Genomic DNA, 12,958 nt, shown 5'->3' with positions numbered 1-12,958 from the left:
TGACCCCAGGAGGTATTCAAATATGCAAACCCAAGACTACATCCTGGATGACCAGGGTAATTTCAGGTTTACAAAGGTTGGTCTCGACACTCAGGCTCCATTACTGGCAAAAGCCGGTATTGATGCCAAAGCTATCAAGACGTATGCGGATTACATCCAGGCAAGACAGGCTGCGAGCCCGTACTTTATGGAATATCTGCAAGAGGAGACCGATAAGCGGTTGAAAGGCAGGCCCGACACATTAGAGTGGCAAGCAATACGCTCCATCGCATTTGGTACTCCCAAAGAGCAAGATCAGCTGCTCGAAAAGCTAAGACGCAAACAAAGTTTCAAGCTTGTTTAGCTTCTCTTCTGGCATTAATTTCTTCGATGATCTTGGCGCGAAGCCATTTCAACGATGAAACCTGTTCTTTATCGGTGAGCATACTGAGAATATCTTTCGACGTGTTCAGCATGTGTTGAAGTTGTGCGTCGCTCGCTGTTTCCAGCCAGAAATAAACTTCTTTACGTGAAAACCCCATAGCAATTCCCCATAGAGAAAAATGATGGGGCTTACCCTGTGGGGTGAAGTCCCCATCAGGGTGAAACAAGCTTTTATATCCGGATCAGAACGGTATGTCGTCATCGAACGTATCGAATTGACCCTGGTTCATAAATTCTTGACCGGCTGCTTGTGCCATTAGTTGTGATGGTTGTTGCTGTGCCGCAGTTTGTTGGGCGGAAGCAGATAGACCATCTCGATGGAAGTAGCGAGGCAATTTCTTCGGAAAATCATATACCACAATTTCCGTAGTATAACGATCTGAACCATTTTGATCTTGCCATTTACGAGTGCGTAATTCGCCCTCTACTTGAATGAGGTCACCAGACTCAAGTTTGTTATTAACATGTTCGGCGCACCGGTTGAATGAAACTAAACGGTGCCATTCTGTATGCTCATTCCAATCGCCGGTTTGCTTGTCCTTAATGGACTTCGTTGTTGCCAACGAATATTGCGCGACCGGTTTTTGTGTTTTGGTGTAACTAGAATTCTTTTGACCTATACGGCCAATAAGAATGACTTTCTGATACATGATGTATCTCCTATTTAGTCTGTTGTGGAGGATGTTCAATCAGTACCGGTTGACGCTTTGCTGATTGAATGAGGTTTCTGTTACGCAAATAAGGAAGAAAACAAACAGCTTAATGCAAAGCATTAAAAGTTCTTTTCGTTACCCCGATTGTTTGATGAAGCAAATCTATAGCCGTGGGTAGTGTCATACACGATCTCAGCTATATCATCCCTCATCAGAACAGAGAACTCTGGCAGAACCAGAACATCACCTGCAGTAGTTACACACACATTGAAAATGCCCATATGAGATTTTTCATTAGCTTTATCGATGGCCTCTTGAACATTGTTCTTGCGACTATCGGAAAGTTGCTGATGCGCGTTGAAATCGAAGTTGTACATAAAGTATCTCCAATTACTTAGTTGAGTATTTGGTCAAAACGCCGCAGCGTTCGTACCCGCTTCATGACCAGTTTGGGGGTACTTACCAGGTGCCATTGTTGAATCAACAACAGCAACAAGATTCGGAGACACACGAAGACTGTTTAGGGCTGCTCTTTATGTTCTCATAAAGAACAAGCCTAAACGCCCTGGTGCAGGTGAGAATTAAATGGGTACTGTGAAAGGCTAAGGCCTTAACAGGAATAACTTGATGTTAGAGAGGATAAACTAGAATCTGGTATAGCCGGGTGTGTACGGCAAGAGAGAGAGTTCAGATAGAGCCTAGCTTTTCAGCCTGGTGCCGACTATATGACTCGATAAGGCACCTATTAATGCGGTGTAGTCACTACACCAGCACACACAGAAACTTATATCAAATACCCCCCTTTCGCAAGTCGTTTAAAGGGATCACGGCTTCTGACCCATTTATTAGCGCGTTTGAACGCTTATCCCGCTATTTTTACCCACAATAATTATTTATTTAGTGGTGTTTTATATGACTACCAGGCGGAAAGCCGCAATCATTCTTCTCCTTGAAGGGTTGGCTAGCTCCGGATTGCAGATGATCACCATCCGCCAAACGGTACCTTTTGTCGGAAGCTCTGTACTGTGCACTTCGATTATCATCAGTTGCTTCCTTGCCGCGCTGGCTTTAGGGTATTACTGGGGAGGCCAACAGGCCTCTGAGCGTTATGCGAAATCTCTGGTAATGAACCTAGTTGGCAGTATCGCCCTATTCGGCATAGGGTTGTCTTACATTTTTGTGAGCTTCTTTTTTCTGTCCATCGCGGACATGACTCAAGGGATATCCTATCTCAGTAATCCACTGATTCATCTATTCCTTTTCAGCCTACTTGTGATGTCTCCTCTGGTCTTCTTTCTTGGTCAAACAGTTCCATTACTGCTCAATACCGCGGACCACGAAACCAGCAAGAGCGAAGCCACCGGAAATGCCACAGCACTAAGTACGATAGGCAACGTACTTGGGTGTTTGATCACATCTCTGCTACTCATGTACTTCCTTGGTGTCGGTTATTCGATTTTTATCAATTGTCTTATTTTGGCGGTATGCCTTTGCCTTATGGTCAATTGGAGTAGCTCCAGGACAAAATATGTACTGGGCACAACATTGTCATTTTTAACCATTTCTTACACTCTGAACGTGAAAATCCCAGACAACTTGTTCGCCGCAACTACACCCTACTCCAATTATCATGTAGCAGATCATCCAGATGGGAAGCGATTCATCATCAACCGCAGCAGCGCTTCCTTCATTGGGGAAAATGACAGGAAGGGATGGCCATACATTGAAATCATGAAACAGGGTATATTTGTTGATGACATGACAGGAAAGGATATTCTGGTACTGGGGGCCGGCGGATTCACCCTTTCAGCGGAAGAAACGAACGGAGCTAACTTTACCTATCTCGATGTTGACCCGCAGATCAAGCCAGTTGCTGAGAATTACTTTCTTGAGGAACCCATCAGAGGAGAGTTTATAGCCAATGACGCCAGATCCTACTTGCTGACCAGTGGAAAACTATGGGATGTTATAGTTGTGGATCTCTATACCAATGCTGCCACCATCCCGATGCACACAGCTACCTATGAGTTTTTCTCCCTGGTTAGCTCAAGCCTTAAGCCTTCCGGTAAGGCAGTCCTCAATATCGCCGCCAATCCTCGACTTAGTGACAAATACTCTGCAAATATGGATTTTACTGTTCGCCAAGCCCTATCACGCTGTATCACGGACATTACCGGATACCAGGACTCTTTGGTAAATATTGTCTATTTCTGCTCGAAGAGGTCGAGCATGGACGATAAAACAATTGCCAGTCTGTATCGAGATAATACAACTAAAGTTACTGTAGACGGTTACCTCTCAACGATAAACATCAAAAAATGGCAAGGCCGGGGTGAATCCACTAATGGGCAATAGCGGAAAGAAAAAGTGGGTGTCTGCTAGCGACGTTGGCAGGGCATCCTATTGCCCACATTATCTGGAGCTGAAGGAAAAAGGAGCCAAGCCTTCCCAGCAGTCTCTCGAAGCCAGGGCAAAGGGTGAAACCAGCCATGAAGCACTGAATCGTCAAGCTGAAGACCAACGCTGTTTCGTTGCGACACATCTCTATGGGATCAACCATCCCAATACATGTCTACTGAGGGTATATCGCGACCAACAACTCGCCTCACACTTCAGGGGCAGGGTGTTTATAAGGATTTACTATGCTCTATCCCCTCTGCTTGTCATCGCATCGCGAAAATTCCCCATGTTTTCCAGAGTCATGAGGTACTTCGTAGACAGGCAAATTTGCCGTATTCAAGAGAGACGTGAGGATGATTGATATTTTCTTGTACGGTTTGCTTGGGCTTGCTGCCGCAGCCCTCCTCTACAATTTCTTACAGCACATTGTTAGCACTAGAAATAGTCTTGGGATAGAAGGAAAACTCATTTGGATTGACAAAGGACGATCTACGAAACCATTCTTTAACCATGCATTCGAGGTCCTGGGCAAGCCGGATCTCATGTATCGAATTCGCGGCGGAATCCTGGCAGTTGAGTATAAAAGCCGACGAGGGCCTGTATTCAAGAGCGATGTTGTGCAAGCAAAGTGTGCTGCTCTTGCCGCCCGAGGAAACGGTTATCAGGTTACGCAGTTACTTGTGAAAACTTCAACCACTGAACAATATATCGAGTTACCCGGTACCGACAGAGCCCTATTCGAAGAGATCAAAAAATATGTAATTCTAACCAGACAGGCCAAAGCCGGTGTACGGATGAAGCCATGGCCAAATGTCGGGAAGTGCCGTGGCTGTGCGTACAAATCTTCGTGTCAACATGTCATGCGCTAGCCTAAAACATCTACACCAGAACCGTGATGACTTATATCTGCACCTAACACCCTTAGGTAGATCTCTAAAGATCGTATGTCTTTGTGTCCTAATATAGGGAGACAAATGCTTCTTCGCTTAAATCAAAGTCCATGGGGCGCTGAGTCAGCAATTCCAAAACCCTCGCACCTATTACCCAAAGCGTAAAGGCCGCAAGGTGAGTCGTGGCGTCATCGATGGTGAATTCCCGGTTGATGTATCGCGAGTACCCTACTCCTGGCTATCGCTCGCGGTTGTTTAGAACTCTACGGCGAAACCGTTGGGCAGTGGATTGTAGGATTCAAAGACCTGTGCGGGCTCCACCATGAAGAATGCCAAAGAGGTAGATACCCAGCTCAATAGGGCCTCTTTTACACGACTGAGGCGGCGGCGCAGATCCCGCAGGAGGGCAAGCTTACGGGACCAACTTCTAATTCCCGTAGAGCGGTTTTCCTGGGCAATTGAGAGATCCTGCTGGGCTTGCTAGTAATCGTTCAACAAGCGCTCAGCATTGCGCACTAGCAGGCGCGAGCGCGTGGCTTTACAATTGCGTACCAGCTTGCGGTAAAAGGCAAGGAATGCTCCTGGCATGCTTAGATCCAGTGATAGGCGGAATGAGTTTGGGCTTAATGTTACCTGGTCTGTGGTAGTATGTGCAGTAACCATTGATACAACTCCCATGATAGTTGTGTTTTGGCCAGCGGGCTTGGGGGGGCCACCCTCTTAGCTCGCATTTATGATTCACCTTGTTGCTTTAAAGCTCTCCTAGCCGACGTTTAGCAATGACAGCTAAAAAGCTAACCATGGCAATAGAAATCAAAAGAACTAGCTCAAAGTAATCCCTCATGACTTCTCTACCGCTTACGTAGCGCGCCAATCCGGTAACTATAATTGCAAGGATAGAAGTATAAAAAACGTCTTTTAAGTAAAGGGTTTTTAGATATTTTCTTAAGTTTATCATCTTAAATTGTCCGTTTTGGGTAATTCAGTTCTATATGAGCATAGAAAAAAAACAAGCAACTATGAATGCGAGGATTCCTCCCATCCTTGTGGGTATTTCTACAATTAAAGCCTCAGAGCTTACCCAGTAAGCTCCTAAAAGTAATATTTGATCTCCTATCGACTTGAAATCCTAACTTCTATAGCTGGTATAGCTTGGGAGAACTCCGCGCAAAATATTTTCACCCAGTGTCCCCAGTCTTCTTTTGTCGAAGAAGGGTCAAGCTGATCAATTTCGATCAAGATACTTTCTTCAACCTCTTCCCCTTTAGCCAAATAGAAAGGAATATTATGTAAAGCCCTGCCAACCTTATAAGTAAATGACTGAAGCTCGTCGAGAGTCAAGTCACGAATATGCGGACCTCTTAATACACTGCATATCAAATTATGCAGGGCTTTTGCTTTTTTGGGGCAAAAAAAATGTTCTTTAAACATATTCCCACCTATTCCTTGCTGGTTAAAAGCTTGCTCCGGCGCAAAGCAATCCTATTTCGCGTCGCAAGAGAAACCGTCACATCATTGGCTTTACATTGCTGGCATTTGAAACCAATAGCAGGCGTTTGTGGTAGCTGAGTTATCATGGGTTCACCACAGAAATGGCATTTAACAGTCCTTCCATGATTATCAACTTGCTTTCCAAAATCCAGCTTAGCCGCCACTGGTCTACGTTGTTGTTCCTGGGCCGACTTATTTAAAATGGATTCTCTTTCCTGGTGAAAGGCTTTGACCAACTGTTCCGTATTTTCAACGAGTAGCCGACGCTCTTCCTCTGTCAACTTTCACGAGCTATCTCCAGTGTAAACTGCCTCATTTGAAAGCTGACCTTTATACAATATCCAGTAACATTTAGAGCCCAGAACCAGGATGGATCTGTCATCTTCTTCAATAACGTGAATCCGATTATATACGGGTCTATTGCATCCATCAGCGCAACATCGAATGGATCTACTCTTCTCGACTTCAACAATCGCCAACAACTTAGCCATGACCCCTCCCCATAACCCGTGATCACCTTAAATGTCCTTGCCTATCATTTTACCTGCAAGCTCAACTTCATCCGTGGCTAATATTTTATCGATCGTTTCTGGTTCAATGGTGTGCGCAAGCTTTAGGATTTCTTCATCCGCCTCCCTTAGTCTTTTCGCCTGCTCAATAAGTCGATTAATATCTTTGCGCTGCTGATCATTGGACGAGGCTATGGTCCATCGTGATAATTGCTCTTCATACACCCAGTGAAATTTAAGTTGTTCGGTATACACCTTAATCACGCGGAACGTTGTGGCGTTATCCATTACATGCGGTCTCAGAACAGCTAATCTCATACTGTCCAACTGCTCCAGAGAGGCTTGAAGCATATCGTTTATCATGTCCGCGATAATGGGCAGCATACTAATGGGTTGCCATTGTGGCTGTTCATTCATTTTCGAATCTCATCTAAATAGTCCATTTTTAAGCATATCCGACATCACTTCGTTGCTCACTGTAATCTTCGCGCAACCATCGTTTAGATCAGGATTAACTACTATAGAGACACCCTGGCGCGCTGCAAGCGTTAATGCCTGGATAGCTACTGTATTTATAGGTTCAAGATCCTCTTCGTCAAAATTTACATCTTTAAAATTATCAGAAACATCTTCGATTTCATTCTGGGCTTCCGAAAATTCATACTCTTCGAAAGCTTCGATTATTTCACCGGGGTCCCCTACTGTCATATCCCAATGATCTCCTAATTTCAACAGATATAACCCGCCCTTTTTTTGTTAATTACATTAACATTTCTAAGGACAAGACTACCGTCATATTCCTTAGAGAAATAGCTATCGCTACTGAAACTGAGAGACCACGAAAGCTTACCTTTCGGCCATAATTTGACTTGAATCTCTCCTACATTAGCATGATTAACTAACAGATTGTGATTTTCCCAGAGGCAGCGATTACGACGATCATATGAATTAAAAATGTACTGGCGATCTTCATTAAAGGAGAGATTACTGAACATTAACACCGATGAGAGTTTGACTCTGTGTCCGCTGTTAACATCCCAAATAGTTTCCCCATATGAATAGCTAAACGCCTGGAACATAGCCCTTGAGGATTTTCTACCAAAATTTTTCCCCGGCCTAGGATCAAAGAACTTAACTTCAACCCCCATGTATTGATCGGCAAATCCAGCATTCCGTAATACCGGCTTGGGGCGGATAACAAAATCAATCCGTATTCGCTCAATACCCCAATTAAACTTCGCCTCCCCCCAAACCTCTTCAAAAATTTCAAACCAACAAGAAAAAACACGCTTGAACCAGCACTTTAAATCATCCTCATCAGACCAAGGACTTCTATATGCACTAAGATAACTCTCACGTTGCTCAGTCAAATAACGATGAAATAGGTGATCAATTTCACTATGAGGATGGTCATCTCTAACTCCCTCAATTACTTGGTCGATTTGCTCTTTGAAAACAGCATAAATATCAACCGTCGGTTCTGGTGGTGGGAGTGGAGGATGCTTCTCTATCCGTTGTTTCCTCATCTCTTCAAGAAACCTAAGTATCACGCCGCTATAGAGTTCTCCAATTTCTTCATCAAACGGAAGTGGTTTAGATGAAATACTTTTCTTGGATACCTCTTGACCTACAGCTACACCACAAAGCAAACACTGATAAGCGTAAGCCGAACCCCCACCCTTCTGCCGTTCTCTAAGTTCTAGGTAGTTACTACAATTATGTTCCAAATCTTCGAGGCTTTTTACATTGCTTATGAAGTTCGTACCAGTAGAATTTGCCATACGCAATTACCATATTTGTATTTACGACGAGTAGGTAACGTAAGTGAGGCTACTCAATACTCTTGGCCACCAAGCAGCATTATATGGTGGTGTATTTTTCCAGACGATAAAGAAAGTTGATCGCCAACTGTAACAGTTGTCATATTCCCACCTTAATCCTTTTAGAGTTGCTTAGCCCTTGTCTAGCGGTCCATGCGGAAAGTAATGTAACTGGAAAAATATATTTTTATTTTCGTGCTGATTTTAAAGCCTAATTCTGGTCAAGTATGAGGACCAACCGTTACAGAATTAACCGCTTAGACCACTAGTATCCAGATTTTGTTATATCCCTTGCACCGATTTCGCCAACTTTGATTTTCTTATACTTCTTGGCTTCCTCGACCATGGAAATAACAATCTTTGCGTCCCTCTCTGAAGACACATAAATAACACCAGATGGTGTCTCTACTGCTATGGATGGAATGGGACAATCTTCATCACCACAAGCAGCGAGGAGGAGAGAGAGCGCAATAATAAAAGTCAACTTAATATTCATGTTCAGCCTTCCAATTGTTAGTTGAATATATGCAAAAATTGATATCCTTCAAAAATATTCATATTCCTACGCCATCTAATTTGATTGAGCTTCAGTAGATCTAATCAATCCAGTTACCTTTAATTTTCTGCTACCGAGGCTTATCTCTTCGACATATCCAACTGCTCGGTCAACACTTCGGAAAACTTTAGCTCCAGGACGCCCGGTAAGCATTAGAAGATAGCGCGGTCTACTTGAATCGGAAGCATCTATTATCCATAGATGAAAACAACGTGATTTGGCGGCCTTCTTCGGTTTAACTTCCTCTAACTCGAATTCCATAACTCGACCAGATGCGACTAACTTTTTTAGTGAATTTTCTTGTAGGCCATACTGAATAAACTCTGGCATATTCCCACCTATTCATTGCTGGTTAAATGCTTGCTCCGGCGCAAAGCATTCTTCCTTCGCGTCGCAAGAGAAATCGTCACGTCATTGGCTTTACATTGCTGGCATTTGAAACCAATAGCAGGCGTGTGTGGTAACTGAGTTATCATGGGTTCACCACAGAAATGGCATTTAACCGTCCTTCCAAAATTATCATCTTGCTTTCCACAACCCTGCTTACCCGCCACTAATATACGTTGAGGTTCCTGGGGCGACTTATTTAAAATAGATTCTCTTTCCTGGTGAAAGGCTTTGATCAACTGTTCCGTATTTTCTACGAGTAGCCGGCGCTCTTCCTCTGTCAACTTTCGCGAGCAATCTCCGGTGTAAACTGCCTGACTTGAAAGCTGACCTTTATACAATATCCCGTAACATTTAGAGCCCAGAACCAGGATGGATCTATCATCTTCTTCAATAACGTGTATCCGCTTATATACGGGTCTATTGCAGCCATCAGCGCAACATCGAATGGATCTAATCTTCTCGACTTCAACAATCGCCAACAACTTAGCCATGATCCCTCCTCATACCCCATGATCTCCTTATTTTCCATCTAGCCAGCATTCGGATTATTTAGTACTGAAAGAAGAGTCCTCTCGTCTTATATTTTCCTCCCATCCATGGCCATCAATAACCCGTTGCATATTAGATCCTTCCCAAGAGCCTGGGCGAGAATTTGTCATACCAAGGTCATCAGCTAGAGCCTGCATTACTTCTTCTGCTGATAAACTTTTTCCATCAACCGGATCGCTCAAATAACTAATGGCACGAAGTGTTGACTCATTAAGTTCTATCTCAACTTTCATATTCCCTATTCACACTCTCTAGCTTGAAGCTCTTTAGCATTGATAAATACGGCTTGGAAAGAGGACTCAATACTACGCTGCTGACTTATCTGCTGTGAAACATATTCAGGTGTTATTAGGTCTAACTCTATTGGCTCCCAATCTTTATTGGAAGTATTAAGAACTGCTTTGATTAACCATGCTGCTTCTTCAGCAGTAATGTTATTTAATGTACCCATATTCCTAATGTCCCTTTTCTATGACGCTTTAGTTACTTCAAAGCTGTTTAATCGTTTCTGTATTATGGGCGCGATGCATTTAGCAATAACAGCCCTATCCATACCACGCTCTGCAAAGATTTCTTTAGCTTCACTCGTCAAGGTATACACCTCCCATACTTTTTCTTCACCCTGAACACTTTCAGTTACGTACCGAAGGAATTTCAGCTGACTGAGAATTGCCACAACTTGTGTTTTGAGTGAAGCGGTAAAGTTGGCGTCATCCTGGCGCTTTGGATGTATAGGATTTTGTGATTTCATTCGCTTCTGTAGGCGCATGATACCCGGCTCTATATCGTCAACGGATTGAATGCCTTGATCGCTGGCCAGTACTTCACGTTCATCTAGGCTAAAACCTGCTGAATCACCCTGGCGCATATTTCTCAAATCATGGCCTTCACGTATTGCTTCAATTACAGCCCATAGTTCCCATGGTCGATCATCATCAGGAGCCACCTCATGCAAGGTCTCTAGGTTCCAGGTAATTCCGCGATTCTCAAGCTCACGGATATATACATAAACATCACGGTGATCACCGTTAGCTGCTGCTCTACGATGTTCGCCTTCTCGTTGCACGGTAGGACGGGAGGTATGTCCTATATAGAATCTACAGAACTCGATATCCCCCATATCCGAAGATCCGACAGGAAGAGATGCATATTCTAAACAATATATCGTCTTTTTATTTTTGCTTTTCATATCCCAATAACCTTCGTTGTCTCATACATGTAGTAAATTACTTGTTTTATTGAGGGAACCACATGTTGTAGTAGTTTACTCCGGAAAAGATGTCACCAACCAGCTCATTAAATCTATGCTCTCCGTAGCTAGAGCAAATAGATTCAATGCTAATTACTCTCTGCTTACCATTGAAATCCGGTGGCAATTTCTGCCAAGAATAAATAACACTATTCCTTGCAACAATAACCCAAATATCAGTTATAGGATGAACCTCTCCGTTAATTCTTGTACATAGCTCAGCGTCAGAAATGATTTCAGTTAACTTTGTGCTAAAATTCCGATTTAAAATCGCGAATAGCTTGCCTGAAACTCGATTCTCAGAAGTATGCGCAGAAATTGAACAAGGGCTAAGCATTGTATTAACAGAAGCTCTGGCTAGGCCATAACGGCCTAATTTCACCTCTATAGGAACAACTTGTCCGCCTGTTAAAAGTACACCCAAATCTAAAGTAGAAAACCCGTCAAATATTACAGGGGCATCATAAAACTCTAATGGTAGCTGCCTATACACGGCTCGAATTTTATTTTGTTCAATATTTAGAATATTGGCGACTAACGATTTTTCCTCATTCAATATCCTTTCAAGTAAAATTTCACCCACGTGAGGAAAAACCTCTTCAATCATTCATAGACTCCAATTTACCAATTTTAGAATATAACTGCTGTACAAGATCTTGAAATTTTTTGTGATTCTTTTTTTAGACTTTATCTATAATGCATACAATTAGCTTTATCATCGCCAGCCTAGTCAACACAATTAGTAGAATTCCATTCACTTAAACGCTGTTTAGAAATTTCTATCGCCTCTTCAGAAAACACATCAGGATGTCGAAGTATTACTGCCTCAAATGCATGCTGTTCTAATCCCATTTCAACTAAAGCATGATACCCTTTTGTTTCTTTCGGCCTATTAACTGCTCGCTCTACAGCACCAACAATGCCGTGGCGCTTAATCATAGGCCATGTCCTCGATGCCTTTGTGCTTTTACCATTTTTTGCGCTCAGTACCTTTTCATAGGCATATACAGCTTGTAATGCTTCTACCTCTGCCACAGTTTCAGCCCCATGAGCCTCTGCTCGAATTTGTAAGATACGCTCCACAGCCTGCTTTGCTACATCTTCTCGACCATTTGCTTTCGCATTAGAAATAAGGTTTTCACACTTTTTGATTGTGTCAGCCCGTTTTACTATGTCATCCACTTTAAAATCCAAAATCTATCAAAAAAAGAAACTAAATATTTTAATACAATATTACTAGATTGCATGCATAAGCGATACTCATCTATCATGTAAATATCATATTCCACTATTCCTTTTAGTCGCAACGAACATGAAGTGCGGGCTTTAAGACCTCAACTCCACCATTAACTACCTCAGAGGGTTGACACTGAAAATAACGATCAAGCTTGCCATCAGTCCTGACTGTGTGAGAATAACCATTCATTCCCAGATTGATTGAGATTATAAAATCGTCGGCACCGAAAGGCTTTACAGTTGCCACGCGAATGTTTAGGCCGTTACACCGTTCGTCTGCGTCAATGGCGCGGATGAATGCTTCTAAATGCTCACTTAAAACATCAGGCTTTACAGAAAGCTTTGCTACCTTGTGCCTTTCGATATCTTCTTTGTGCTGATTGATTAAGTTTTATAAATTGCTCATTTACTATTCTATCTACTCTTCATGACTTCCCAAGCTGGGGCTTTGTTAGCTTGTCGCAGCTCTTCATCGGAGTACCCATCATAGGGGTCTATGGGTGGTTTTCGCCATTCTTCGCGCTCAACAACGTTAGCAATGGCGGCCCCAGTGTACGATGAAAACCAGGATCGGTGGATTTTCGATTTGGCGAAAACTTTACGGAATTTGCGAGGTAAACCTATGCCGATGTAGCCTAGATGAAAGGCAAATTCAGTAATGGATAGTCCGGCCAATCTGAACACTTGCCGTATTTCCCAAAGCCGTATACGTTGTATTGGTAAATCAAAACCAAAGATCATCTTGTTAGAGGCATTGGATTTCATATTGGCAACCTATACTTTAATGCTTGG

21 protein-coding genes are annotated in these 12,958 nt (G+C 43.0%); 4 read left to right on the top strand and 17 right to left on the bottom strand.

Annotated elements, in window-relative coordinates; all coding sequences use genetic code 11:
- Positions 1 to 22: 22 nt before the first annotated feature.
- Positions 23 to 343 carry a hypothetical protein gene (locus FIU95_RS20620; protein WP_152456528.1) on the top strand — a complete coding sequence of 107 codons (321 nt, stop codon included), beginning with the start codon at positions 23 to 25 and terminating at the stop codon, positions 341 to 343.
- Here the strand turns inward: FIU95_RS20620 and FIU95_RS20615 are convergent.
- The 3 genes from FIU95_RS20615 to FIU95_RS20605 form a co-directional block, all read right to left on the bottom strand.
- Complete coding sequence (locus tag FIU95_RS20615) at positions 330 to 590, bottom strand: hypothetical protein (RefSeq protein ID WP_253869205.1); 261 nt, start codon at positions 588 to 590, stop codon at positions 330 to 332. The genes FIU95_RS20620 and FIU95_RS20615 overlap by 14 nt on opposite strands.
- Before the next feature lie 15 nt (positions 591 to 605).
- On the bottom strand, positions 606 to 1,073 hold the full coding sequence (gene ssb / locus FIU95_RS20610; protein ID WP_152456527.1) for a single-stranded DNA-binding protein: 468 nt from the start codon (positions 1,071 to 1,073) through the stop codon (positions 606 to 608).
- A 122-nt stretch (positions 1,074 to 1,195) separates the two neighbouring features.
- Complete coding sequence (locus tag FIU95_RS20605; protein WP_152456526.1) at positions 1,196 to 1,453, bottom strand: hypothetical protein; 258 nt, start codon at positions 1,451 to 1,453, stop codon at positions 1,196 to 1,198.
- Between the two features lie 535 nt (positions 1,454 to 1,988).
- Here FIU95_RS20605 and FIU95_RS20600 point away from each other — a divergent pair.
- From FIU95_RS20600 to FIU95_RS20590, 3 genes are read left to right on the top strand one after another with little or no spacing between them, the layout of a single operon-like run.
- Positions 1,989 to 3,431, top strand: coding sequence for a fused MFS/spermidine synthase (locus FIU95_RS20600; RefSeq protein WP_152456525.1), 1,443 nt, complete (start codon positions 1,989 to 1,991; stop codon positions 3,429 to 3,431).
- A complete protein-coding gene (locus FIU95_RS21645; protein WP_152456524.1) occupies positions 3,421 to 3,837 on the top strand; it encodes a CFI-box-CTERM domain-containing protein in 417 nt (138 codons plus the stop codon). The genes FIU95_RS20600 and FIU95_RS21645 overlap by 11 nt, the downstream gene beginning before the upstream one ends.
- Positions 3,830 to 4,345: a PD-(D/E)XK nuclease family protein gene (locus tag FIU95_RS20590; protein ID WP_152456523.1), complete on the top strand. Its 516-nt coding sequence runs from the start codon at positions 3,830 to 3,832 to the stop codon at positions 4,343 to 4,345. Before FIU95_RS21645 ends, FIU95_RS20590 begins: the two co-directional genes overlap by 8 nt.
- 772 nt (positions 4,346 to 5,117) lie before the next feature.
- Here the strand turns inward: FIU95_RS20590 and FIU95_RS20585 are convergent.
- The 14 genes from FIU95_RS20585 to FIU95_RS20520 all read right to left on the bottom strand — a co-directional run bounded on the left by FIU95_RS20585 (position 5,118) and on the right by FIU95_RS20520 (position 12,931).
- Positions 5,118 to 5,324: a hypothetical protein gene (locus tag FIU95_RS20585; protein WP_152456522.1), complete on the bottom strand. Its 207-nt coding sequence runs from the start codon at positions 5,322 to 5,324 to the stop codon at positions 5,118 to 5,120.
- A gap of 155 nt (positions 5,325 to 5,479) precedes the next feature.
- Positions 5,480 to 5,797: a hypothetical protein gene (locus FIU95_RS20580; RefSeq protein ID WP_152456521.1), complete on the bottom strand. Its 318-nt coding sequence runs from the start codon at positions 5,795 to 5,797 to the stop codon at positions 5,480 to 5,482.
- Between the two features lie 8 nt (positions 5,798 to 5,805).
- Positions 5,806 to 6,138, bottom strand: a complete 333-nt coding sequence (locus FIU95_RS20575; protein WP_152456520.1) for a hypothetical protein — start codon at positions 6,136 to 6,138, stop codon at positions 5,806 to 5,808.
- 237 nt (positions 6,139 to 6,375) lie between these two features.
- Complete coding sequence (locus FIU95_RS20570; protein WP_152456519.1) at positions 6,376 to 6,783, bottom strand: hypothetical protein; 408 nt, start codon at positions 6,781 to 6,783, stop codon at positions 6,376 to 6,378.
- Between the two features lie 9 nt (positions 6,784 to 6,792).
- Positions 6,793 to 7,074, bottom strand: a complete 282-nt coding sequence (locus FIU95_RS20565; protein WP_152456518.1) for a hypothetical protein — start codon at positions 7,072 to 7,074, stop codon at positions 6,793 to 6,795.
- Between the two features lie 20 nt (positions 7,075 to 7,094).
- Positions 7,095 to 8,147, bottom strand: coding sequence for a hypothetical protein (locus FIU95_RS20560; RefSeq protein WP_152456517.1), 1,053 nt, complete (start codon positions 8,145 to 8,147; stop codon positions 7,095 to 7,097).
- 304 nt (positions 8,148 to 8,451) lie between these two features.
- Positions 8,452 to 8,682 carry a hypothetical protein gene (locus tag FIU95_RS20555; protein ID WP_152456516.1) on the bottom strand — a complete coding sequence of 77 codons (231 nt, stop codon included), beginning with the start codon at positions 8,680 to 8,682 and terminating at the stop codon, positions 8,452 to 8,454.
- Positions 8,683 to 9,080: 398 nt separating this feature from the next.
- Positions 9,081 to 9,623: a hypothetical protein gene (locus FIU95_RS20550; protein WP_152456515.1), complete on the bottom strand. Its 543-nt coding sequence runs from the start codon at positions 9,621 to 9,623 to the stop codon at positions 9,081 to 9,083.
- 54 nt (positions 9,624 to 9,677) lie between these two features.
- Positions 9,678 to 9,914: a hypothetical protein gene (locus tag FIU95_RS20545; RefSeq protein ID WP_152456514.1), complete on the bottom strand. Its 237-nt coding sequence runs from the start codon at positions 9,912 to 9,914 to the stop codon at positions 9,678 to 9,680.
- 5 nt (positions 9,915 to 9,919) lie between these two features.
- On the bottom strand, positions 9,920 to 10,132 hold the full coding sequence (locus tag FIU95_RS20540) for a hypothetical protein (protein WP_152456513.1): 213 nt from the start codon (positions 10,130 to 10,132) through the stop codon (positions 9,920 to 9,922).
- Positions 10,133 to 10,150: 18 nt separating this feature from the next.
- Positions 10,151 to 10,870, bottom strand: a complete 720-nt coding sequence (locus FIU95_RS20535) for a hypothetical protein (protein ID WP_152456512.1) — start codon at positions 10,868 to 10,870, stop codon at positions 10,151 to 10,153.
- Positions 10,871 to 10,916: 46 nt separating this feature from the next.
- Entirely contained in the window at positions 10,917 to 11,537 is a 621-nt protein-coding gene (locus FIU95_RS20530) for a hypothetical protein (protein ID WP_152456511.1), read from the bottom strand.
- A 119-nt stretch (positions 11,538 to 11,656) separates the two neighbouring features.
- Positions 11,657 to 12,112, bottom strand: a complete 456-nt coding sequence (locus tag FIU95_RS20525) for a hypothetical protein (RefSeq protein WP_152456510.1) — start codon at positions 12,110 to 12,112, stop codon at positions 11,657 to 11,659.
- A 468-nt stretch (positions 12,113 to 12,580) separates the two neighbouring features.
- A complete protein-coding gene (locus tag FIU95_RS20520) occupies positions 12,581 to 12,931 on the bottom strand; it encodes a hypothetical protein (protein ID WP_152456509.1) in 351 nt (116 codons plus the stop codon).
- Between the last annotated feature and the right edge of the window lie 27 nt (positions 12,932 to 12,958).

This window comes from Microbulbifer sp. THAF38, assembly GCF_009363535.1.
Taxonomy (GTDB): domain Bacteria; phylum Pseudomonadota; class Gammaproteobacteria; order Pseudomonadales; family Cellvibrionaceae; genus Microbulbifer.
The sequence above is the reverse complement of the archived record's forward strand: the minus strand, read 5'-3'. Positions and strand labels throughout refer to the sequence as shown.